Origin of the sequence: Kutzneria buriramensis, from assembly GCF_003387475.1 — a bacterium.
Classification (GTDB): domain Bacteria; phylum Actinomycetota; class Actinomycetes; order Mycobacteriales; family Pseudonocardiaceae; genus Kutzneria; species Kutzneria buriramensis.
In genome coordinates this window covers 428,319-448,326 of record NZ_QUNO01000006.1, presented here as the reverse complement: position 1 = coordinate 448,326, position 20,008 = coordinate 428,319, and the positions used below count along the sequence as shown (strand labels likewise).

The window sequence follows — 20,008 nt, the reverse complement described above, 5'->3', positions numbered from 1 at the left end:
AGCCTAGGGTCGCCGCGTGCACATCGAGTGGGAGACGTCGGTGGCCGGCTTCCTGCTGGTCGGGCTGACCGAGCCGGCGCGGATCCAGCTGCGCGACGCGGTCACCGGGACGGTGCTGGACAGCATCGACGAGCTGCCGGTGCGGTTCGGCGAGGGCCCGCTGCCGGACTGGGCCGAGGGCGTGTTCTTCGCCCACGACGGCGACGCGGTTGCCTTCGCCGCCGACATCGGCGACGACCCGCACGTGCTGTGCGTCATCGAGGTCGTCGACGGGCGGCTGCGCCTGCACGCCACCGAGCGGGTGCGGCAGATCCCCGGCGAGATCATCGAGGACATCGCCCTGCACGGCGACGTCCTGTACGTGCACGACACCGACGACCTCGTCACCGAGTTCGACTGGCGCGAACCGTCGTCGCCGCGGCGGATCACTCACGGCCCCTGGCCGCCTAGTGTCGAGGCGTGACCTACGACGTGAGCAGGATTCGGGCCGCATACCCCGCGCTGGCCGACGGCCACGCCTACCTGGACGGCGCCGCCGGCACGCAGGTGCCCACGGCAGTCATCGACGCCATCGCGGACGCGTACCGCACCGGCATCGGCAACACCGGCGGCGCGTTCGCCGCCAGCCGCCGCAGCGACGCGATCGTCGCTGAGTGCCGCGCGGCGGTCGCCGACCTGGTCGGTGGGCAGGCCGAGGGCGTGGTGCTAGGCCCGAACATGACCACGCTGACCTACCGCGTGGCCGCCACCCTCGCGAAGAACTGGGGTCCCGGCGACGAGGTGCTGCTGACCCGCCTGGATCACGACGCCAACGTGCGGCCGTGGGTGCAGGCCGCCGAGCGCGCCGGCGCGACGGTCCGGTGGGCGGACGTCGACACCAAGACCGGTGAGCTGGACGTGGAGCAGTACCGGCAGCTGGTCACCGAGCGGACGCGGCTGGTGGCGGTCACGGCGGCCAGCAACGTGTTGGGCACCAAGCCGGACGTGGCGGCGATCAGCGGCATCGCACACGAGGCCGGCGCGCTGGTCTACGTGGACGGCGTGCACGCCACCCCGCACGGCCCGATCGATGTGACGGCGCTGGGCGCGGACTTCTACGCCACCAGCGCCTACAAGTGGTCGGGCCCGCACATCGGGGCGGTGATCGCCGATCCGGCGCTGCTGGAGACGCTGCGGCCGGACAAGCTCGCCAGCTCCGACGACACGGTGCCCGACCGGTTCGAGTGGGGCACGCCGGCCTTTGCCGACCTCGCCGGTGTGACGGCGGCCGTGGAGCACCTGGCGGGCCTGGACGACGAGGCGACCGGCACTCGTCGGGAGCGGCTGCTGACGTCGATGGCGGCGGTCGAGGCGCACGAGCAGGGGCTGCTGCGGCGCATGCTGGACGGCCTGCGGGGCGTGACCCTCTACGGCGACGCGGCCGACCGCACGGCGACGGTGTACTTCAACGTGCCGGGCCGCACGCCCGAGCAGGTCGCCCAGCACCTCGCGTCGCGCCAGGTCAACGTGTGGAACGGGCACAACTACGCGTGGGAGGTCACCGCCGCACTGGGCATTCGCGACGGCGGCAGCGCCGTGCGCGCGGGCGCGGTGCACTACAACGACACGGACGACGTGGATCGACTCCTGGCCGCTCTCTTGGAGATCACCCAGATGTAGGGTTGCGTGGGTGCATGACACGTCCGGCAGCTGCTCGGCACTGTCCGCCGCGCTGGCCGAGCCACCCGCCGGCACTGCGTCAGTCGCGTCCGCCTGGCTGTGCGTAGAGCAACCTGGCCCGTGGGGTTCCGACGCCCTGCTCGACAGCCATCTCGACCGTGGCCTGGCCACGGAGCTGTCCGCGCGGTCCGAGGGCAGCGGTGTGCGGATCGTGTTGATCCGCCGCCCCGGTGTGCATGCCGATCACCACCACGCGCAGCCCCGCCAGGTCTACCTCGCGTCCACGCGGCCGGGGGCGTGCTGGCTGGAGTCGACCGTGCTGACCGATCCCAAGCAGCTGCTGGACCTCGACTTCGCGGCCGCCGGCGCGGGCCTGCACGTGGGCCTGGGCACCCGCATCGCGGACCCGGTGTTGCTGGTGTGCACCAACGGCCGCCGCGACGTGTGCTGCGCCGTGCAGGGCCGTCCGCTCGCCGGTTCGCTGGCCGCTGCCAACCCGGGCCGGGTGTGGGAGGCCACACACACCGGCGGGCACCGATTCGCGCCGACCACGGTGCTGCTGCCCACCGGTTATCTCCACGGCCGCGTTTCCGTTGCGGACGGGCAGCGGCTGCTCGATTCCGGCGATGTCCTGCTCGCCGGCAACCGGGGGCGTTCCTGCTGGTCAGGGCCGGGACAGGTGGCCGAGCTGGCGGTACGGGAACAGATCGGCGACCACGATCCCGAGTCGTTGTCGGTATCCCCCGGCGGCACGGTCGTCACGCATTCCGACGGCCGGGAATGGGCCGTCACCGTGACGGAACATCCGCTTCCGCCGGCGCGGCCGACCAGTTGTGGCAAGACTCCATCGGTGCCGAGCGCCTTTGTCGCCGACACCGTGATTCGCACCCGCTGATCAGCCGGCGCGCAACCATTCCGTTCCGTCGCCGTCACCGGAAATCCACCCGGCGGCCCGGGCCGCCTCCGCGGCCAGTAGTCGGGCCTGGTCGATCGGTAGTCCGTTGGCCACCACGATTTCATGCATAATCTGACGGGCAATGCCCATCAGGGCCGCCGCGGCGAGCAGTCGCTCCGCGGTCTCGGCATCGCACACCGGCTGGCCGGCGGTGGGGATAACCAGGTCGCCGCCCAGCACGTACACCACGTCCACCAGCACGGACGTGCTCACCTGCGGGTCACGCACAAACGTCAGGATGACACAGGAATGCGCGAAAACAATTCGTCCAGGTGGGTGAAACGCGTTTAGGAGCATTCCTGCTCGACGTGCCCGCTATCGCGCTCGGAGGTCTGCGGCACGGCCGCCGCGAACACGCCGAGGCCCAGTGAATAGGGGTCGTCGAGTCCGATCCGGCGCAGCGCGTCGGCCGGCAGTGCCAGCAATGACAACGAGATTCCCAACAGATAGGCGTCGAGCACGCCGACATCGCGGGTGGTGCTGTCGAGCCCGGCGACCCGGTGCAGGGCCACCGCCGACTCCGCATTGGCGATCGCCATTTCCCCCAGCGCCGTGCGCACCCCCGGCCGCCGCACCGCCTCCAGGTACAGCTCGGCCATCGCCAGCAGCTGCGTCGGGTCGCCGTTGACCGCCCGGTTGAGCAGCGCCGGGTACAGCTCGCCGAGCTGGCTGGGCGAGACCTGCGAGGGCGTCGTGCTGTGCAGCCGCTCGACGGCCGCGCGGTGCTCGTCGGCCATCCGCGCGGCCGCCGCCTCCAGCAGCGACTCCCTGGTCGGGAAGTAGTTCTTGGTGGTGCCCTGCGGTACGCCCGCCTCGCGGTCCACCGCGCGGTGGGTCAGCCCACGGCCGCCCTCCCGCGCGAGGATGGCGATGGCGGCATCGCCCAGCAGCGCCCGCCGGGACCCCGGACGTCGATCAACCACATGATCACCCTAGCTGTGGTACCACGGCTGTGGTGGTGGCGACGCGCCGCAGGCCAGCAGCAATGTCGATCACATCACTAGATCACTTCGGGTCGACCGCGAACCAGGTCTGCCCTGTGTCGTCGCCGGCCAGCCGCTCGATCAGCCGCCCCGCGCTGAACTCCGGGGTGAGCAGCGCGCCGCGTTCGTGCGCGTCGGTGAAGTACGCCTTGGTCGCCGAGCTCATGTGGTCGCTGCCCTCCTCTCGTACCCAGGTCTGCATCGACGTGTCGACGGTGCCCGGCTGATAGATGTTCACCGTCACGCCCGTGCCGTCCAGTTCGGCCGCGAGGTTGCGGCTGTGCCCCTCGACCGCGATCTTGGTCGTGGTGTACGCGTTGCCGCCGATCATGAACTTCGGCACCTGCGTGACGCCGCTGGACAGGTTCACGATCCGGCCCCAGCCGCGCGCCAGCATGCCCGGGAGCACGCCGATGGTCAGTGCCACGACGCCGGTCACGTTCACCGCGATCGCCGCCGCGTACGCCGCCGGATCGACGTTCGCCGTCGGGCCCGCCGGCCACGGCACCGCCGCGTTGTTGATCAGCACGTCCACCGCCCCGGCCTGCTCGGCGACGGCCGCGACCTGCGCGAGGTCCCCCAGGTCGGCGGTGATCACCTTGGCCGAGGTGGCCACCAGCGCCGCCGTCTCGTCCAGCTCGTCCTTCGACCGGGCCACCAGCACCAGGTTGGCGCCCAGCTCCCCCAACCCGACCGCCAGCGCGCGACCGATCCCCCGCCCCGCGCCCGTCACCAGCGCGGCCCTTCCCTCCAGAGTCATGCCCCGATCATGGCGTACGCCTGCCGACGTACGCCGACAAGCCGCTTTCCGACCGACGTCGGCCCAGATCGGCGCGCGGAGCATGGGTGACATGACCACCCAGATGAGAGCGTCCGACCAGGACCGGGAGCAGGTCGTCGAGCGGCTCAACGCCGCCGTCGGACTCGGCCTGCTGACCCTGCCCGAGGCCGAGGAACGCATCGCCACCGCCTACGCCGCCAAGTACCTCGACGACCTGACCCCGCTGACCGCCGACCTGCCCGGACCCGAACCCGATCCGACGCCGCCCCGCCGTGAACGCGGCTGGCGGCGCGGCCCCGGCTTCGGCCCCCGCGTGCTCGTCGTGCTGGCCGTGCTCGCCACCGTGATCGTGATCACGCACGGCTTCTTCTTCCCGCTGATTCCGCTGGCCTTCCTCGCGTTCCGGTTCGGGCCGTGGCACCGCGGCGGGTGGGGACGCCCTGCCCGGATGTAGAAATCCGCCCTAGGGTCGGGGGCATGGACCTCGCCGACGCGTGTTTCGCCGGCGCCGCCGCCCAGGCCGACCTGCTGCGCGCCGGCGAGTTGTCGTCACGGGAACTGGTCGACGCCACGCTTCGGCGCATCGACCAGCACGACCGTGAGCTCAACGCCTACCGACTGGTGTTCGCCGAGCAGGCCCTGGAGCACGCGGCCGCCGCCGACGAGCGCCGGGCCCGCGGCGAGGACGCGCCGCTGCTGGGCGTGCCGATCGCCGTGAAGGAGGACCTGGCGATCGCCGGCCTGCCCACCACCACCGGCACCGCCGCCATGGACCGGTCCGAGCCGTCCGACTCGGAGGTGGTGCGGCGGCTGCGCGCCGCCGGCGCGGTCATCGTCGGCCGCACCCGCATGCCCGAGCTGGGGCTGTGGCCGTACACGGAGTCGGCGTTCGCCGGCGCGACCCGCAACCCGTGGTCGCCCGAGCACACCTCCGGCGGCTCCAGCGGCGGCTCGGCCAGCGCGGTGTGCGCGGGCCTGGCCGGGGCGGCGATCGGCTCCGACGGCGCGGGGTCGATCCGCATTCCGGCCGCGTCCACCGGCATCTTCGGCCTCAAGCCGCAGCGTGGGCGGGTGTCGCTGCATCCGTCCGGCGAGCTGTGGACCGGCATGGTGGTGGCCGGGCCGCTGAGCCGACACGTTCGGGACTGGGCGCTGGTCGCCGACCAGATCCGTGGCTCGCTGCCCAGCGACCCCGTCGCCGCGATCCCGCCGCGCACCAGCTTCGTCGAGGCCGCCGCCACGCCGCCCGGCAAGCTGCGCGTGGCGGTGTCGCTCAAACCGTGGGTGGCCGGTGCGCCGGTCGATCAGCGCGTACGGGACGCGGTGCTGGGGATGGCGGAGCTGCTGCGGGGGCTCGGTCACGAGGTCATCGAGCGCGATCCGAAGCTGCTCGACCCCACCACGCAGCTCGCGCTCGCCCCGCGTTACCTGTCCAGCGCCGCCGAGGGCGTCGCCGGCCTGGACCGCCCGCAGGCGATCGAGCGCCGCACCCGCCAGGTCGCGGCCATGGGGCGGGCGGTGCCGCGCTGGCTGGTCGTGCGGTCGCGGCGGTTCGGGGAGAAGTTCTCGCAGGTCGCCAACCAGATCTTCGCCGACGTTGACGTGCTGCTCACGCCGACCTTGAACCGGCCGCCGATCAGGGTCGGCGAGTGGCAGGGCCGCTCCACCCTCACCGCGCTTCTCGCCGCCAACCGGTACACGGCGTTCCTGCCGCAGTGGAACATTGCCGGCAACCCCGCCGCGTCCGTGCCCGCCGGCTTCACCGCCGACGGCCTGCCGCTGGCCGTGCAGCTGGTCGGCCGCCCGCACGACGAGTGCACGCTGCTGTCCCTTTCGTCCCAGATCGAGCAGGCGCGTCCCTGGGCCGACCAGCGGCCACCGGGGTTCTAGAGGTCGCCGGGCACCGCCGCGCGCAGGGCGTCGGCGAATGCCCGCACGGCGGGGTGGTGCTCCGCGCCGCTGCGGTGGGCGATGCGGGTGTGCCGGCCGATGGACAGCCGGGTCAGGGTGACGCCGTGGGGGCGGTCCACCAGACCGAGTCGCGGGATCAGCGCCACGCCCTGGCCGGCGGCGACGAGCGCGAGCACCGTGGCGAAGTCGTCGATGTGATGGCGCACATGCGGGGTGAAGCCGGCGGCCTGGCAGGCGTGCAGGGTCATGCGGTGGCACAGCGTGCCCTCCACCGACAGGATCCACGGCTGGTCGCGGCAGTCGGCGACGGCGGTGCGCGCGGCGTCGGTGGTGGCCAGGTACATCGCCTCCCGACACAGCGGTATCACCGCGATACCAGGCTCGAGCGGCACCGGCGCGAAGTCGTACTCGTGCACCAGGGCGACGTCCAGGTCGCCGGCGCGCAGGGCGGCCGGCACCAGCGCCGGGTCGAGCTCGACGACCATCGGCTCCAGGCCGGGGTGCCGCCGTCCCAGTTCGGCCAGCGCCGCCGGCATCATCGCGCGGCCGGCGCTGGGGAAGGTGCCGATGCGCAGCGACCCCGACAGGTCCCGCCGCGCGCCGTCCAGCTCGGCGGAGGCGCGTTCCAGCTGGGCCAACACGGCCTCGGCGTGCCGGACGAGGTTGCGCGCGGCCGGCGTCAACGCCACGCGGCGGCCGGTGCGGACCAGCAGCGGCACGCCGGCCTCCCGCTCCAGCGCGGTGAGCTGCTGCGACACCGCCGACGGCGTGAAGGCGACCGCTTCGGCGACGGCGGCGATGGTGCCGCGGTGGGCCAGTTCCCGCAGCAGCCGCAGCCGGCGCACATCGAGCATCAGAACAGCTTACGTATCGCCGTAGAAAAGCGAACTGGACCTTCATGATCGGTGGCAGCAGGCTGGCCGGATGGAAGGCATCCTCGTCCCCCTGATCACGCCGTTCGCCGCCGACGGAAGCCTCGCCGCCGATGCCCTCGCAGCGCTGGCCGACGACGTGCTCACGCAGGGCGCGTCCGGCCTCGTGGCGCTCGGCACCACCGGCGAGCCCTTCGCGCTGGACGCCGACGAGAAGCAGACGGTGCTGGACGTGTGCGCGCAGGCCTGCGCCGAGCACGGCGCCACCCTGGTCGTCGGCGCGGGCGGCAGCGACACCGCCTCCAGCGCCGCCGCGCTGGCCGCACACCCGCGAGCCGACGCCGCGCTCGTACCCGTGCCGTACTACGTGCGCCCCGGCGAGGCTGGCGTCATCGCGCACTACGCCCGGCTCGCCGCCGACAGCCCCGTGCCGCTGCTCGTCTACCACGTGCCGCACCGCACGGCGCAGCCGCTGAGCCCCGCCACGCTGCTCACCCTGAGCCGGCTGCCCAACGTCGTCGGCGCGAAGATCGCCAGCGGCATGACCGAGGACGCCATCACCCTGTTGGGCGACTGCCCGGAGAACTTCGCCGTCCTCGCCGGCGACGACGCCTACCTGTCGCCGATGCTCGCCCTCGGCGCACGCGGTGGCATCACCGCGTCCGCACACCTGTGCACCGACCAGTTCGCCCAGCTCGTGTCGGCTTGGCACAAGGGCGACGCGGCGACCGCCCGTCCGCTCGGGCACGCCCTCAACCGGCTGTCCACCGCGCTGTTCGCCGAGCCCAACCCGACCGTGCTCAAGGGAGTTCTGCACGCGCAGGGCCGCATCCCCACGCCGGATGTGCGCCTGCCGATGGTGCCGGCAAGCGCCCGAACGGTCGCCGCCGTGCTCACCTTGGTATGCCCCTAAGGACGCCTGTGCGGGCCTGCCTCGACCGATCTTGGTCTGCCTACCGTGACGAACGCCCACCCCTTGAGCCGCCCAAGGAGCACGCGTGTCATCGACCGAGATCCCGATGTGCGCGATCTGCCGGGACAACATGGAATCCTCGCAGTTCGCGGACGGAACCGCCGTCACGCTCGAGTGCAGCCATTCGTTCCACCGGATCTGCATCGCGACGTGGATCGCGACGAACCCCACCTGCCCCCTGTGCCGAGGCGCCATCGGGGCAACCGACATGGCGAACCTTCTTCCGGCGGCCGCCGCGCCCATGGCAGCGGCTGCGTCGGCGACGGCGACATCGGTCACCGGGCATCCGGTCCACGAGCTGCGCGACGACTGGAACTACGCCGCCACCTCGAGTTCGAGCTCGAGTTCGAGCAGCAGCGCCGCCACCTGGATGACGGCCGCGAACCACGCGGAGGTGTGGCTCTTCCCGGCCGGTCAGAACCCGAACCACGACTGGAGCAACTCCGTCGTGCAACGAGCGACCCTGGAGGGCACGGGCGAGGTCGTGCATGGACGGCTGTACTTCGACGCGGAGGGCGGAAACGCCGGCAGTCTGCCGGCGGGTCGGTACGACGTGTGGCTCCCCACGCCGCGGGTGCTCATCCAGGACGCGGCGGTCGAGTACTCCGGCAACAACATCGCGTCCCTCAGCTGCGCGCACACGACCTACTACCCCTGACGCACCGCGCCCACCACCGCCCACCGGCCTGACCGCAGCCGCCACACGCCGTTGCCGAGCCGGATCAGCAGGAACACGGTCAGCGCGGACCAGATGCCGACCAGGCCCCAGCCCAGGCTGAGCGACGCCCACACCACCGGCAGGAAGCCCAGCAGCGCGGCGCACGCCGTGCCGGTGCGCAGGAACTTGGCGTCGCCGGCGCCGAGCAGCACGCCGTCCAGCACGAACACGACGCCACCGACGGGCTGCACCGCCACGAAGAACCACCACGCCTTGGGCATCTCCGCGAGCACCGCGGCGTCGGTGGTGAACACGTGCGGCAGCACCCCGGACAGAGCCGCGAACACGGCGGACAGCGCGGCGCCGAAGACCAGGCCGCAGCCGGTGACCTGCCACGCGACGCGCAGCGCCCGGCCACGGTCGTTGCCGCCGAGCGCGGAGCCGACCAGGGCCTGCGCGGCGACGGCGAGGGCATCGAGCACGAACGCCAGGAACATCCACAGTTGGAACACGACCTGGTGCGCGCCGACGGCCGCGGCCGAGGTGTGGGCGGCCACGGCCGTCGCCGACACCCAGCACGCTTGGAACGCCAGCCCGAGCAGCGCCAGGTCGCGGCCGTAGGTGAGCTGCGCCCACAGCTGGGACGGCGCAAGCCGCAGCGACACGCCCTCGCCCCGCAACGCCCGTACGAACAGGGTCGCCGAGATGAGCTGGGCGACGACGTTGGCGATCGCCGAGCCGTTGAGGCCCCAGCCGAGCCCGTGCACCAACAGCGGACACAGCACCGCCGAGATGCCATTGCCGGCCAGCACGAACCGCAGCGGGCGGCGCATGTCCTGCACGCCGCGCAGCCACCCGTTGCCGGCCATCGTGATCAGGATCAGCGGCGCCCCGAACAACGCGATCCGCAGCCAGCCCACGGCGGCCGCAGCCGACCGCGCGTCGCCGGCGAGCAGGTTCGCCACCGGCTCGGCCAGCAGCTGACCGGCCGTGAGGAGCGCGAGTCCGGCGAGGGCCGCGAACCACGTCGACTGCACGCCCTCGGCCACCGCATCGGCCCGCCGGCCGGCGCCGTGCAGCCGGGCCGCGCGAGCGGTGGTGCCGAAGGTCAGGAACGTCATCTGCTGCGCCACCTGCGCCAGCACGATCGCCCCGACCGACAGTCCGGCCAGCTGCGCCGCGCCCAGGTGCCCGACCACCGCGGTGTCCACGAGCAGGTAGAGCGGCTCGGCGGCCAGCACGCCCAGCGCCGGCACCGCCAACGTGATCAGCTGCCGCAGCGGTGACGCCGGTTCGACCTGCTGGACCATGCGCCCCTCCGGTAATGTGCCCATCACGCTTTCGCCCCTGACGCGCCGGAGCCTACGGTAAGGATCGCTCATGGACAATGCTGCTTACCTGGACGTCGCGCTGCGGCTGGCCAACGCCGACCTGACCGAGGTCGACGGCCTGCGCGAGGCCCTGTACGAGGAGCCGTGGTGGGCCGACCGTGTCGACGAGAACGACCTCCGAGCGCTGCGCGCGGTCGCCGACGGCCTGCGGCGCGTGCTGGCCGACGCAGTGGGCGCCGACCGCGAGGGCGTGACCCGCGATGCCAACGCCCTGCTCGCCGCGCACCCGCTGCGGCCGCAGCTGTCCTCCGGCCACGACGAGAAGGAGAACTGGCACGTCCACGTCGCCGACCCCGGCCAGCCGCCGGCCACCGAGGTCGCCGCCGCGGCGGCGTGGGGCGTCGCGCAGGGCATCGTCCACTACGGACTGGAGCGCTGGGGCCGCTGCGCCGCCGAGGACTGCGGCAAGTTCTTCCTGGACACCTCGACCAACCGCGCCAAGCGGTTCTGCTCGGCCCGGTGCGCCAACCGCGTCCACGTCGCCGCCTTCCGCTCCCGCAGGCGCGACTGACCCCGTCGAAAAACCTCCCGATTCTCGATGTCGATTCCGTCGAGACGCGTCCGACGGGTTAGGTGACGGGGCCGAACGGCGGCCCCAGCACCGGCAGGGGAACGGACACATGCGGAAACTGGTGGCCTTCGAGCACATGACGGTGGACGGCTACGCCTCCTCGGGCCAGGGAATGGGCTTCGAGTGGACGTTCCGCTCCTACAGCGAGGACCTCGGCGTCTACGGCCAGGACCACATCCAGGCCGACTTCGACACCGCGGTCTACGGCCGGCAGACCTACCTGGGCATGTACAACTTCTGGAGCACCCAGCCCACCGCGGAGAGCGCGCCGCACGAGCGCGCGCACGCCGAGTGGGTCAACGCGGTGGACAAGATCGTCTGCTCCACCACGCTGGAGTCGGCCGACTGGAACAACACGCGCCTGATCCGCGGCGGCCTCGCCGAGGAGTTCAGCCGGCTCAAGGCCGGGACGGGCGGCGCCATCGCGGTCTACGCCAGCCCGAAGCTGGTGCACAGCCTCGTCGAGCTGAAGCTGGTCGACGAGTTCCGCATCGTCGTGCACCCGGTGGTGATCGGCTCAGGCACGCCGCTGTTCCACGACAAGTCCGCGCTCGACCTGGAACTGCTGGAGACCAGGTCGTTCGACGCGGGCGCGGTGTACCTGCGGTACCGGGTCGCCTAGGAGAGGATGCGCCCGTGCGCCACCTGATGCTGATCCGCCTCGACCCCGCCACCGCGCCCTCCGCGGGCCCGGATCCGGCGCTGGCCGACTCCATGGAGCGGCTCCTCGAGGAGATGACCGAGGCCGGCGTCCTGCTGGAGACGGCCGGACTGCGCCCGATCGAGGAGGCCACGCGCATCTATCTGGCCAAGGGTCGGACGACCGTGCGCGACGGCCCGTTCACCGAGTCCAAGGAGATCGTCGGCGGCTACTGCCTGCTCGACACCCGGTCGCACGACGAAGCGGTGGAGTGGAGCACGCGGTTCCTCGCGCTGCACGGACCGGCCTGGACCATCGAGCTCGAGATCCGGCAGCTCGACGAGTAGTCGGCCTGGTCGGCACTGCCGTCATGGCGGTGCCGACCAGGTCTAGAGGCCGCGCTTGGTCAGCTCGTCCAGCAACTGGCGGTCGGCCACGTGCCGGCCCTTCACGCCGTCCAAGTACGAATTGAAGGCGTCCTGCCGCCCGGTGCGCGCGAACAGCGTCCGCAGCTGCGCCAGCAATTCCACCACCAACGCCTCGTTGTGCGCGTGGGAGTCGTCGTCCAACGCCTGCTCCACCAACCCCCGATACACGGCGATGGCGTCGCCGGGATGGTCGGCGGACCGCACACGCGCCAGCTCCGCCCACACCTCGTCGGTGCAGCCGTGCGCCACGGCGGTCTGCCACGCCGCCTCCGGCTGGTCGTCGTGCAGAAGCACCCGCACCAGCACGGAGTTCACGGCGACGTCCGAGGCGCCGTCGGACAGCCGCCGCAGCACGGCGTCGCGCTGCTCGGACCAGCTGCCGGCGTGCTCGGCGACGGTGCGCAGCCGCAGATAGGTGTCCATTGCGGGCTGGTTGCTGAAGATCCGCATCCGCATCGCCACCGCGCGGTCGAACCAGCCCATCCGCACGCACTCGTCCACCGCGACGTCCACCAGCCGCGATGCGACACCACGCCACCCGCTGGCGGTCAGCCCGCGCCCGACCCACTCCAGCACCTGCTCGGACCGGCCGGCCTCTTGCAGCAGGGTGGCGATCCGCAGGTAGTGCCAGCCCGAGGACAGGTCCTTGGCCAGCGCCGTCACCTGCAGCTCGACATCGCCCAGGTGCTCGGCGAGGTCCTCGGTGACCCGCAGCACCGCCCACCGGTGCCGGTCGAACACCGGCCGCTGCGCGAACTCCAACACGGGAAGCGCCGCGCACAGCGCCTCCACCGCCTCCCGATACGCCGTCAGCCCGGCCGAACCCAACGTGCCGGCGTAGTCGGTCAGGTGAACCTGCGGTCCCTCGGGATGCTCCACCTGCAATGTGAGCAACCATCGCGCCAGCCGCAGCGGATCTCCCTGGTGCAGCCGGCAGGCCGTGACGTGCGCGGCCAGTGCCCGATCGGCCAGCGCCCGCAGCACCGTGACCCGTTCCGGCAGCCGCGCCAGCGCGGTGGCCAACGCCTCCACGACGTACTCGGCGAGCTCGACGGCGTCGGTGGCCTTCGCGGCGCGGACCAGACCCTCCAGTGCCGACACCACCTCGGCCAGTGCCCGCCCGGGATCGTCACTGCCCGTGAGCGCGGCGTCCACGGCGACACGGGTGCGAACCGCGTCCCCGCCCTCCTCCGCCCCGGGGCCACCGGGTTGGCCGCTGATCACCGCACAATCAAACCCCACATCACACGGCAGGTGAACGCAGTCGAACCGTTCGGAGCAGTCCGATCACCGGGCGGACACGGAAAGGCGGCCCGGCGTGACCGACCGTGGTCGGCCCGCGCGCCAGGGCAGGGCTAATTGCCCACCACGCATCGATAGCACATGTGCGCCGATCGTGACGCGTATTTCGCGACCGGAGAACTGTCAATTGTTGCCGTCCGGTCACGAAGGTGAAGCGTATGCAACCTATTCACAGTCCATCACTCGTCCGGAGCAGTGCGGCCGCATATGCGCAACCCTAGGGTTGTTCCATGCATAATCGCGTGGATTACGACGAGGGGCTGCACGCCGTCTACGAACGCGGACGAGTGCTGCCGCCGGAGACCGTCGCCACGTGGATGGCCGCCCTGGAGCGCAACGCCCCCACCCGCCGCCCGCTCACCGTGCTCGACCTGGGATCGGGCACCGGCCGGTTCAGCGACGCCCTCGCCGACACCTTCGGCGGCCCGGTGCACGGCGTGGAGCCCTCCGCACGGATGCGCGAGGTCGCCGCAGCCGCCCACCCGCACCCGCGGGTCACCTACTCCGACGGCCGCGCCGAGGCGATCCCGCTGCCCGACAACAGCTGCGACCTGGCGGTGATGTTCCTGGTCCTGCACCATGTCGAGCACCGCACGCTGGGCGTGAAGGAGCTGGCCCGGGTGCTGCGCCCGGGCGCCCGGCTGTGCGTGCACAGCGGCTTCTCCGGCCAGATGCACGACCACGTCTGGTACCGCTTCTTCCCCCGCGCCCGCCAGGTCGACGACATGGTGTTCCCGCGGCTGGACGAGGTCATCGCCCAGTTCGCCGAGGCCGGCCTCCGCTACGTCACCCTCGACCACGTCGACCAGCAGGTCGCCGCCAGCCTGCCCGCCTATTTCGAGCGATTCCGACACCGCTCCTTTTCCACCTTGCAGCATATGTCGGAAGAGGAGATCGCCGAAGGCATGGCCGCCATGCAGGCCGCCGCAAGACGAGCCGAAGGCGCGCCGCCGGAGCCGGTAATCCAAACGGCCGACATGCTCGTCCTGGAGCGCGTCGACGCGTAGTCGCGCACCCACACTCGGTGTGTCGGAAATCTCGGAAAACCGTTGCACACGGCCGGACGGGCGAGCCCCGGCCGCTAATCCCGGAAATGCGGCAGCCCCGGACCGCGGCGGTCCGGGGCTGCCGCCGGACCGTCAGGGGCGCGGCCCGTCCGACAACTCGGTGTAACCGGCGCCGGGCTGCGGCTCGTCGGAGGTGATCTCCGCGGCCGCCCGTTCCGCCGCCCGCACCGCCTGGGTGGCCTCCGTCGGGGCCGGCGGATCGAACCAGTTGGCGACGGCGTCCTCGGTCTCCTCCGGGGCCGGCGCGGACGCGTCGGTCACCGGGGGCTCGTACCGGAACACGCCGTCCTCGCCGGGCGCGCCGAGCATCCGGGCGAAGCCCTCCAGGGCCTTGCCGTAGTCCGACGGGATCAGCCACACCTTGTTGGCGTCGCCCTGCGCCATCTGTGGCAGCGTCTGGAGGTACTGGTAGGCCAGCACCTCCGGGGTCGGCTTGCCGGCCTTGATCGCCGCGAACACCTTCTCGATCGCCTTGGCCTGACCCTGCGCCTGGAGGTAGCGGGCCGCCCGCTCGCCCTCCGCGCGCAGGATCCGGGACTGCCGGTCGGCCTCCGCGGCCAGGATCGCCGCCTGCTTGGCGCCCTCGGCCGCCAGGATCTGACCCTGCTTCTGGCCCTCGGCCGTCTTGATCGCCGACTCCCGCTGGCCCTCGGCGGTCAGGATCATCGCGCGCTTCTCCCGGTCGGCGCGCATCTGCTTCTCCATGGAGTCCTGGATGGACGGCGGCGGGTCGATCGCCTTGAGCTCCACCCGGGCCACCCGGATGCCCCAGCGGCCGGTCGCCTCGTCCAGCACCCCGCGCAGCTGGTTGTTGATCGAGTCGCGGGAGGTCAGCGTCTGCTCCAGGCTCATGCCGCCGACCACGTTGCGCAGCGTGGTGGTGGTCAGCTGCTCCACACCCACGATGTAGTTGGAGATCTCGTACACCGCCGCGCGCGGGTCGGTCACCTGGAAGTACACGACGGTGTCGATGGAGACCGTCAGGTTGTCCTCGGTGATCACCGGCTGCGGCGGGAAGGACACCACCTGCTCGCGCAGGTCGATGCGGGCCCGCACGCGGTCCAGGAACGGCATCAACAGCTTCGGGCCGGGCGTCGCCGTCGCCCGGTACCGGCCGAGCCGCTCGATCACCGCGGCCTGCGCCTGCGGGATGATCAGCACGGACTTCACCGCGATCGTCAGCACCACCAGGATGATGACGATCACGACGATGATCGTGGTCACTGTCGCTGCCTCCATCAGTTCTCCGCCCACACGATTGCCGTCGCTCCCGAGATGTCCATGACGATCACCTGCCGGCCCGGCTCCAACCGCTGCGTCGGCTCGAACGCACGAGCCGACCACACCTCACCGTTGATGCGCACCCGGCCGTCGTGTTCGTCGACCGTGGACAGCACCACCGCTTGCACACCCTTGAGCGCCTGGATGTTGGTGCTCAGGTGCTCGTGCCCCGACATCAGCCGGCTGCGCAGCAGCGGGCGGACGGCGAAGATTCCCACCAAAGACGTCACGGCGAACACGATCCCGTCAGCGAGCAGGCTCCCGCCGATCACGTCGGTCAGCGCGGCCGCCAGCCCCGCGACGCCCAGCATCACGAGGACGAAGTCCCCGGACAGGACCTCGGCGAGCACCAGCGCGACGCCGAACAGGAGCCACAACAGAGCGGCCATGACCCCATCGTGGCAGAACCCGCCCGCCACCATCGGGCGACCGCACCGCACGTGACACGTGTGTGACCTATACCGGTTCCGTGACGAAGTCGATCAGCCGCTCGACCGCCCCCAGCAGGGGCGTCTCCAGATCCCGGAAGCCCTTCACGCCGGCCAGCACCCGCCGCCAGCCCTCGGTCGGGTCGCCCCAGCCGAGCGCGTCGCAGATGCCCTCCTTCCACGGGATCCCGCGCGGCACCGTCGGCCACGCCCGGATGCCCACCGACGCCGGCTTCACCGCCTGCCAGATGTCGACGTAGGGGTGGCCCGTCACCAGCACGTTGCCGTCACGGATCGACGACACCAGCCTGGACTCCTTCGAGCCGTCGACCAGGTGGTCCACCAGCACGCCCAGCCGCCGCCCGGGGCCGGTGCCGAACTCCTCGATGCGGTCGGGCAGCACGTCCACGCCGTCCAGCGGCTCCACCACGACACCCTCGACGCGCAGGTCGTGCCCCCACACGCGCTCCACCAGCGTCGCGTCGTGCAGGCCCTCCACCCAGATCCGGCTGTCCCGCGCCGTGCGGGCCTTGAGCCCCTCGACCTTCACCGACCCGGACGCCGACAGCTGGCGCTTCGGGGCTTCGGCGGCCGGCCGCACCAGCGTGACCGGCTGCCCGTCGATGAGGAACCCCGCCGGCGTCAACGGGAACAACCGGTGCCGGCCGTGCCGGTCCTCCAGCACCACGTGGCCCGACTCGAACCGGACGACCGCGCCGCAGAACCCCGACGCCGGGTCCTCCACGACCACCCCCGGCTCGGCCACGACCTCGGGGATCTGCCGGCGCTTCTTCGGTCCGGCCAGCACGTCGCGGCCGTAGTCGTGGGAACGCACAGCGCCGGACCCTATCGGGTGACGCCGAGATTCTCGTGGAGGAACTCCAGCGTGGCGGACCAGGCGGCGGCGCGGGCCTTCGTGTTGATCTCCGGCGTGCCGCCCACCTCGAACCGCACGCCCGGTCCCGGCAGGACGGTGGTGGTGAACGGCGCGCCGGGCGGTCCGGCGATGGTGTGCCCGGCGCCCTCGTAGATACGGTGCTCCACGTTGTCGGCGGAGTCGGCGGCGAGCTGGCTGTAGCCCACCGACGGCCACATCGTGTCGTCGCCGCCGGACAGCATCAGCACCGGGCCGCCGATCCGCTCCACCGGGATCCGGTACCGCTCGACCTCCGCCGGCGGCTCCGGGTAGGCCAGCCGCAGCGGCACCGGTTCGCCGCGCTCGACCAGGTCCCGCATCTCGTCGCCGACCTCGTAGGGCACGTAGTCCAGCGGCCGGCGACGCAGCGTCCACGAGGCGGCAGGAGTGCCGAGGATGTCCAGCAGCGCCCCGGCGCGGTAGTCGATGCCCTGCGTGACCAGCCCGCTGCCGGCGACGCTGACCACCGCGCCGACCCGCTTGTCGTGCGCGCCGATCAGCAGCGCCGCCTCGCCGCCACGGGAGCCGCCGACGATCGCGATCGGGCCGTCGGAGAACGACGCGATCTTGTCGACGGCGGCGAAGAAGTACTCCAGCGGGATGTCCACCAGCCCCGGCGGCAGCGTCGGCCGGCCGAAGTAGGCCAGCGCCAGCACGTGGTAGCCCTCCTCGGCCAACACGCGGGCGTCGCGCTCGGGCAGGCTGCCCTCCGAGCCGCCCAGCAGCAGAACGCCGGGCGCGGACACGGGCTGGGTGATCAGGAGGCTCTCGGTCACCCGTCGAGTCTGCCGATGCGGGCAACCCGCCCGCAGGCGGGTTCCGTGTCACCGCTGTGAGGGGAATCCTGGTTCTTGTCGCTGTGCTGCTGGCCGGCTGCGCCGCCCAATCCACCCCGCCGGAGCTCACCGCCGGCTCGGGGCATCCGGTCACCGCGACCTGTCCGTCGCGGCAGATTTCACCGAATACGGTGACGCTGGTGGACTTCAAGGCGGTGTGGGTGCTGCGCTGCCCGTTCCGCATCAACGGTTCGCCGCAGATCACCGAGCGTGCGGACGGCCCGGCGGATGAGCTGGTGCGGCAGCTGCGAATGCCGTCGGAACCGACGCCCGCGGACGCCGTCTGCGCCGCGCAGGCCATTCAGTTGGAGTTCTTCGCGTTGGTCGACGCCGACGGCGAGGCCGTCGAGCCGGACGTCCCCACCTACGCGTGCGGCCAACCGCACAAGGGCGTGCTGGACGCGCTCGCGTCCCTGCGGTTCCGCCAGGTGTCCGGAAACGGCTGGACCGGACGGCGGACACGGCCGAGCATGGGTCGGTGACGACGTACTCGGCCGTGCGCACGACCGGCATCTACTGCCGGCCGGGCTGCGGCGCCAAGCCCCTGGCGGAGAACACCGAGACCTTCGAGCACGCCGCCTCCGCCGAGGCCGCCGGCTACCGTGCCTGCCTGCGGTGCCGGCCGTACCGGGTGGCGGGCCCGGTCGCGGACGACGCGCCGGAGCTGGTGTGCCGGGCGGTGCAGCTGATCATCAACGGGCTGCTCGACGAGGCCAACGAGGCGGCGGTCGGGGCGCGGCTGGGCGTGTCGGCCCGACACTTGCGGCGGCTGTTCCACGACCACCTCGGCGTCACACCGGACGGGTTCGCCCGGTCCCGCCGCGCGCACTTCGCCCGCCGGCTGCTCGACGACACCGACCTGACCATCGCCGAGATCGCGTTCGCCTCCGGCTTCGGGAGCCTGCGCCAGTTCAACCGCGCGATGCGCGAGGTGTTCCGGGCCGCCCCCAGCGATCTGCGGGCCCGCCGTCGGCGCAGCGACCGGCTCGTCGCCGACGGCGGGCTGCCGCTGCGACTGCCGTTCACCGCCCCGTACGACTGGCCGGCGATGCTCAATGGGCTGGCGGCCGACGCCGTGCCGGGCGTGGAGTCCATTGTGGACGGCACGTACCGGCGGACGATCATCCTCGACGGTGACCCGGGCCTGCTGGAGATCGGCCCGGGCGGGGCGGATCACCTGCTGCTGACGGCACATCTGCCGCACTGGGAGGGCGTGATCCACGTCGTCGAGAAGGCGGCGCGGCTCGTCGGCATCGACCAGCCCGCAGAAGGCCGGTCGCCGGGCGCGTGGGCGCCGTTGGAGATCGTCGTCGGCGCCGTCAGCGACGACGGGGGCGAGCTGGTCCGTCGGTACGGCGCCCCGGTCGCCGGCCTCGGACACGGGCTCACCCACGCCTTCCCGTCCGCCGAGGTGCTGGCCGCCGAGCCGGGCATCGTCGGCGATGTGGCCCGGGCGGTCCTCGCCGGCCGGCTCCGCCTCGATTGGGCCGAGCCGTGCCACGACCTGCTCTCGTCCCTGGCCGGGCTGGGGGTTCCGGAGCCGGCGGCAGGCAAGATCGTCGGGCGGCTCTTTCACCGCAACAGGTCGTTGAGCTCCCCGTAGCCCATCGCCTCGGTCAGCGACTCGTACGTGCCGCTGCCGAGCACCTCCCGTGCCGCCTTGGCGGCCAGGCCGTAGGCGGCCTGCGCGATGCCGGAGCCGACGCTGATCCGCGCCACGCCCAGCGCCGCCAGCTCGGCGACCGTCGGCGCGCCCGGATGCGCCATCACGTTCAGCGGCAGCGGACCGTCGACCAGCGCCTTGATCGTCACGGCGTCGACCACACCCGGCACGAACAGGCTGTCCGCGCCGGCCTCGGCGTAGCGCTCGGCCCGCCGCAGCGTCTCGTCCACGCTGCGCGAACCCATCAGGAACACGTCCGTACGAGCGTTGATCACCAGGTCGGCGGCCTGCCGCGCGGCGGCGAGCCGCTCGGCCTGCTCGGAGGCGTCGATCACCTTGCCGTCCACGCTGTCCTCGATGTTCACGCCGAGAGCCCCGATCGACGCCACCTCCGCCACCGTCCAGGCCACCTCCTCGGGCGTGTCGCCGTAGCCGGCCTCGATGTCGGCGCTCACCGGCACGGACACCACCCGCACGATCCGCCGCAGCGCCTCCAGCGCGACGCTGCGGTTCATGCCGCCGGCGTCGGCCACACCCCGCGACCACGCCACCCCGCCGCTGGTGGTCGCGATCGCCTTCGCCCCGGCGGACTGGATCGCCACCGCCGACGCCGGGTCCCAGGCGTTGGGCAGCACCAGCGGGCTGGGCAGCTCGCGCAGCGCGTTCATGTTCTTTCCTCCCGGATGTGGTCGA

General features: G+C 72.2%; 24 protein-coding genes. 13 read left to right on the top strand and 11 right to left on the bottom strand.

Going from position 1 to position 20,008, the window contains the following annotated elements:
* Positions 1-16 precede the first annotated feature (16 nt).
* The 3 genes from BCF44_RS20180 to BCF44_RS20170 are packed head-to-tail and all read left to right on the top strand — an operon-like array spanning position 17 to position 2,554.
* Complete coding sequence (locus tag BCF44_RS20180) at positions 17-463, top strand: hypothetical protein (RefSeq protein ID WP_116175858.1); 447 nt, start codon at positions 17-19, stop codon at positions 461-463.
* The gene (locus tag BCF44_RS20175; RefSeq protein ID WP_116175857.1) at positions 460-1,659 is read left to right on the top strand and encodes a cysteine desulfurase-like protein; all 1,200 of its coding nucleotides are present in this window, start codon (positions 460-462) and stop codon (positions 1,657-1,659) included. The genes BCF44_RS20180 and BCF44_RS20175 overlap by 4 nt, the downstream gene beginning before the upstream one ends.
* Before the next feature lie 10 nt (positions 1,660-1,669).
* A complete protein-coding gene (locus BCF44_RS20170; RefSeq protein WP_246015302.1) occupies positions 1,670-2,554 on the top strand; it encodes a ferredoxin family protein in 885 nt (294 codons plus the stop codon).
* Here BCF44_RS20170 and BCF44_RS20165 read toward each other — a convergent pair whose 3' ends face one another.
* From BCF44_RS20165 to BCF44_RS20155, 3 genes are all read right to left on the bottom strand, one after another.
* Positions 2,555-2,842 (bottom strand): hypothetical protein, encoded by a 288-nt coding sequence (locus BCF44_RS20165; protein ID WP_147328550.1) that lies wholly within the window; start codon positions 2,840-2,842, stop codon positions 2,555-2,557. It lies immediately after the preceding gene.
* A gap of 59 nt (positions 2,843-2,901) precedes the next feature.
* Positions 2,902-3,537, bottom strand: a complete 636-nt coding sequence (locus BCF44_RS20160; RefSeq protein WP_116175854.1) for a TetR/AcrR family transcriptional regulator — start codon at positions 3,535-3,537, stop codon at positions 2,902-2,904.
* An 82-nt stretch (positions 3,538-3,619) separates the two neighbouring features.
* Positions 3,620-4,357, bottom strand: coding sequence for an SDR family NAD(P)-dependent oxidoreductase (locus BCF44_RS20155; RefSeq protein ID WP_170217633.1), 738 nt, complete (start codon positions 4,355-4,357; stop codon positions 3,620-3,622).
* Between the two features lie 91 nt (positions 4,358-4,448).
* Here BCF44_RS20155 and BCF44_RS20150 point away from each other — a divergent pair, with 91 nt between their 5' ends.
* Together BCF44_RS20150 and BCF44_RS20145 are read left to right on the top strand one after the other, a co-directional pair.
* Entirely contained in the window at positions 4,449-4,832 is a 384-nt protein-coding gene (locus BCF44_RS20150) for a DUF1707 SHOCT-like domain-containing protein (protein WP_211353114.1), read from the top strand.
* Between the two features lie 23 nt (positions 4,833-4,855).
* Positions 4,856-6,268 carry an amidase gene (locus BCF44_RS20145; RefSeq protein WP_116175852.1) on the top strand — a complete coding sequence of 471 codons (1,413 nt, stop codon included), beginning with the start codon at positions 4,856-4,858 and terminating at the stop codon, positions 6,266-6,268.
* Here BCF44_RS20145 and BCF44_RS20140 read toward each other — a convergent pair.
* Positions 6,265-7,143: a LysR family transcriptional regulator gene (locus BCF44_RS20140; RefSeq protein WP_116175851.1), complete on the bottom strand. Its 879-nt coding sequence runs from the start codon at positions 7,141-7,143 to the stop codon at positions 6,265-6,267. The genes BCF44_RS20145 and BCF44_RS20140 overlap by 4 nt on opposite strands.
* A gap of 70 nt (positions 7,144-7,213) precedes the next feature.
* Here BCF44_RS20140 and BCF44_RS20135 point away from each other — a divergent pair, with 70 nt between their 5' ends.
* Together BCF44_RS20135 and BCF44_RS20130 are read left to right on the top strand one after the other, a co-directional pair.
* Positions 7,214-8,074 carry a dihydrodipicolinate synthase family protein gene (locus BCF44_RS20135; protein WP_116175850.1) on the top strand — a complete coding sequence of 287 codons (861 nt, stop codon included), beginning with the start codon at positions 7,214-7,216 and terminating at the stop codon, positions 8,072-8,074.
* 85 nt (positions 8,075-8,159) lie between these two features.
* Complete coding sequence (locus BCF44_RS20130; protein WP_116175849.1) at positions 8,160-8,792, top strand: RING finger protein; 633 nt, start codon at positions 8,160-8,162, stop codon at positions 8,790-8,792.
* Here the strand turns inward: BCF44_RS20130 and BCF44_RS20125 are convergent.
* Entirely contained in the window at positions 8,783-10,102 is a 1,320-nt protein-coding gene (locus BCF44_RS20125; RefSeq protein ID WP_116175848.1) for an MATE family efflux transporter, read from the bottom strand. The genes BCF44_RS20130 and BCF44_RS20125 overlap by 10 nt on opposite strands.
* 70 nt (positions 10,103-10,172) lie before the next feature.
* On the opposite strand from BCF44_RS20125, the gene BCF44_RS20120 reads away from it, so the two are divergent.
* From BCF44_RS20120 to BCF44_RS20110, 3 genes are all read left to right on the top strand, one after another.
* Positions 10,173-10,694 carry a CGNR zinc finger domain-containing protein gene (locus tag BCF44_RS20120; protein ID WP_116175847.1) on the top strand — a complete coding sequence of 174 codons (522 nt, stop codon included), beginning with the start codon at positions 10,173-10,175 and terminating at the stop codon, positions 10,692-10,694.
* Positions 10,695-10,803: 109 nt separating this feature from the next.
* Positions 10,804-11,376: a dihydrofolate reductase family protein gene (locus BCF44_RS20115; RefSeq protein WP_116175846.1), complete on the top strand. Its 573-nt coding sequence runs from the start codon at positions 10,804-10,806 to the stop codon at positions 11,374-11,376.
* A 14-nt stretch (positions 11,377-11,390) separates the two neighbouring features.
* Positions 11,391-11,741, top strand: a complete 351-nt coding sequence (locus BCF44_RS20110; RefSeq protein ID WP_116175845.1) for a YciI family protein — start codon at positions 11,391-11,393, stop codon at positions 11,739-11,741.
* 42 nt (positions 11,742-11,783) lie between these two features.
* Here the strand turns inward: BCF44_RS20110 and BCF44_RS20105 are convergent, their stop codons facing one another.
* On the bottom strand, positions 11,784-13,046 hold the full coding sequence (locus tag BCF44_RS20105) for a hypothetical protein (protein ID WP_147328549.1): 1,263 nt from the start codon (positions 13,044-13,046) through the stop codon (positions 11,784-11,786).
* Positions 13,047-13,354: 308 nt separating this feature from the next.
* Here BCF44_RS20105 and BCF44_RS20100 point away from each other — a divergent pair, with 308 nt between their 5' ends.
* Positions 13,355-14,131 carry a class I SAM-dependent methyltransferase gene (locus BCF44_RS20100; RefSeq protein ID WP_116175843.1) on the top strand — a complete coding sequence of 259 codons (777 nt, stop codon included), beginning with the start codon at positions 13,355-13,357 and terminating at the stop codon, positions 14,129-14,131.
* 132 nt (positions 14,132-14,263) lie between these two features.
* On the opposite strand, the gene BCF44_RS20095 is transcribed toward BCF44_RS20100, so the two are convergent.
* The 4 genes from BCF44_RS20095 to BCF44_RS20080 all read right to left on the bottom strand — a co-directional run bounded on the left by BCF44_RS20095 (position 14,264) and on the right by BCF44_RS20080 (position 17,592).
* A complete protein-coding gene (locus tag BCF44_RS20095) occupies positions 14,264-15,430 on the bottom strand; it encodes an SPFH domain-containing protein (protein ID WP_116176030.1) in 1,167 nt (388 codons plus the stop codon).
* Positions 15,430-15,861 (bottom strand): NfeD family protein, encoded by a 432-nt coding sequence (locus tag BCF44_RS20090; RefSeq protein ID WP_116175842.1) that lies wholly within the window; start codon positions 15,859-15,861, stop codon positions 15,430-15,432. The genes BCF44_RS20095 and BCF44_RS20090 overlap by 1 nt, the downstream gene beginning before the upstream one ends.
* 67 nt (positions 15,862-15,928) lie before the next feature.
* A complete protein-coding gene (locus BCF44_RS20085) occupies positions 15,929-16,735 on the bottom strand; it encodes a DUF3097 domain-containing protein (protein ID WP_116175841.1) in 807 nt (268 codons plus the stop codon).
* Between the two features lie 11 nt (positions 16,736-16,746).
* On the bottom strand, positions 16,747-17,592 hold the full coding sequence (locus BCF44_RS20080) for an acyl-CoA thioester hydrolase/BAAT C-terminal domain-containing protein (RefSeq protein WP_170217632.1): 846 nt from the start codon (positions 17,590-17,592) through the stop codon (positions 16,747-16,749).
* Between the two features lie 56 nt (positions 17,593-17,648).
* Here BCF44_RS20080 and BCF44_RS55565 point away from each other — a divergent pair, with 56 nt between their 5' ends.
* Together BCF44_RS55565 and BCF44_RS20070 are read left to right on the top strand one after the other, a co-directional pair.
* A complete protein-coding gene (locus BCF44_RS55565; RefSeq protein ID WP_170217631.1) occupies positions 17,649-18,134 on the top strand; it encodes a hypothetical protein in 486 nt (161 codons plus the stop codon).
* Entirely contained in the window at positions 18,131-19,255 is a 1,125-nt protein-coding gene (locus BCF44_RS20070; RefSeq protein WP_116175838.1) for a helix-turn-helix domain-containing protein, read from the top strand. Before BCF44_RS55565 ends, BCF44_RS20070 begins: the two co-directional genes overlap by 4 nt.
* Here BCF44_RS20070 and BCF44_RS20065 read toward each other — a convergent pair.
* Complete coding sequence (locus BCF44_RS20065; RefSeq protein WP_116175837.1) at positions 19,225-19,983, bottom strand: isocitrate lyase/PEP mutase family protein; 759 nt, start codon at positions 19,981-19,983, stop codon at positions 19,225-19,227. The genes BCF44_RS20070 and BCF44_RS20065 overlap by 31 nt on opposite strands.
* Between the last annotated feature and the right edge of the window lie 25 nt (positions 19,984-20,008).

Bases quoted from the DNA above. Each gene is read 5' to 3' on its own strand.
- BCF44_RS20120 (WP_116175847.1), top strand. From the start codon at position 10,173: ATGGACAATGCTGCTTACCTGGACGTCGCGCTGCGGCTGGCCAACGCC.
- BCF44_RS20140 (WP_116175851.1), bottom strand. From the start codon at position 7,143: ATGCTCGATGTGCGCCGGCTGCGGCTGCTGCGGGAACTGGCCCACCGC.
- BCF44_RS20150 (WP_211353114.1), top strand. From the start codon at position 4,449: ATGACCACCCAGATGAGAGCGTCCGACCAGGACCGGGAGCAGGTCGTC.
- BCF44_RS20100 (WP_116175843.1), top strand. From the start codon at position 13,355: ATGCATAATCGCGTGGATTACGACGAGGGGCTGCACGCCGTCTACGAA.
- BCF44_RS20065 (WP_116175837.1), bottom strand. From the start codon at position 19,983: ATGAACGCGCTGCGCGAGCTGCCCAGCCCGCTGGTGCTGCCCAACGCC.
- BCF44_RS20115 (WP_116175846.1), top strand. From the start codon at position 10,804: ATGCGGAAACTGGTGGCCTTCGAGCACATGACGGTGGACGGCTACGCC.
- BCF44_RS20090 (WP_116175842.1), bottom strand. From the start codon at position 15,861: ATGGCCGCTCTGTTGTGGCTCCTGTTCGGCGTCGCGCTGGTGCTCGCC.
- BCF44_RS20125 (WP_116175848.1), bottom strand. From the start codon at position 10,102: ATGGTCCAGCAGGTCGAACCGGCGTCACCGCTGCGGCAGCTGATCACG.
- BCF44_RS20155 (WP_170217633.1), bottom strand. From the start codon at position 4,357: ATGACTCTGGAGGGAAGGGCCGCGCTGGTGACGGGCGCGGGGCGGGGG.
- BCF44_RS20145 (WP_116175852.1), top strand. From the start codon at position 4,856: ATGGACCTCGCCGACGCGTGTTTCGCCGGCGCCGCCGCCCAGGCCGAC.
- BCF44_RS20135 (WP_116175850.1), top strand. From the start codon at position 7,214: ATGGAAGGCATCCTCGTCCCCCTGATCACGCCGTTCGCCGCCGACGGA.
- BCF44_RS20095 (WP_116176030.1), bottom strand. From the start codon at position 15,430: ATGGAGGCAGCGACAGTGACCACGATCATCGTCGTGATCGTCATCATC.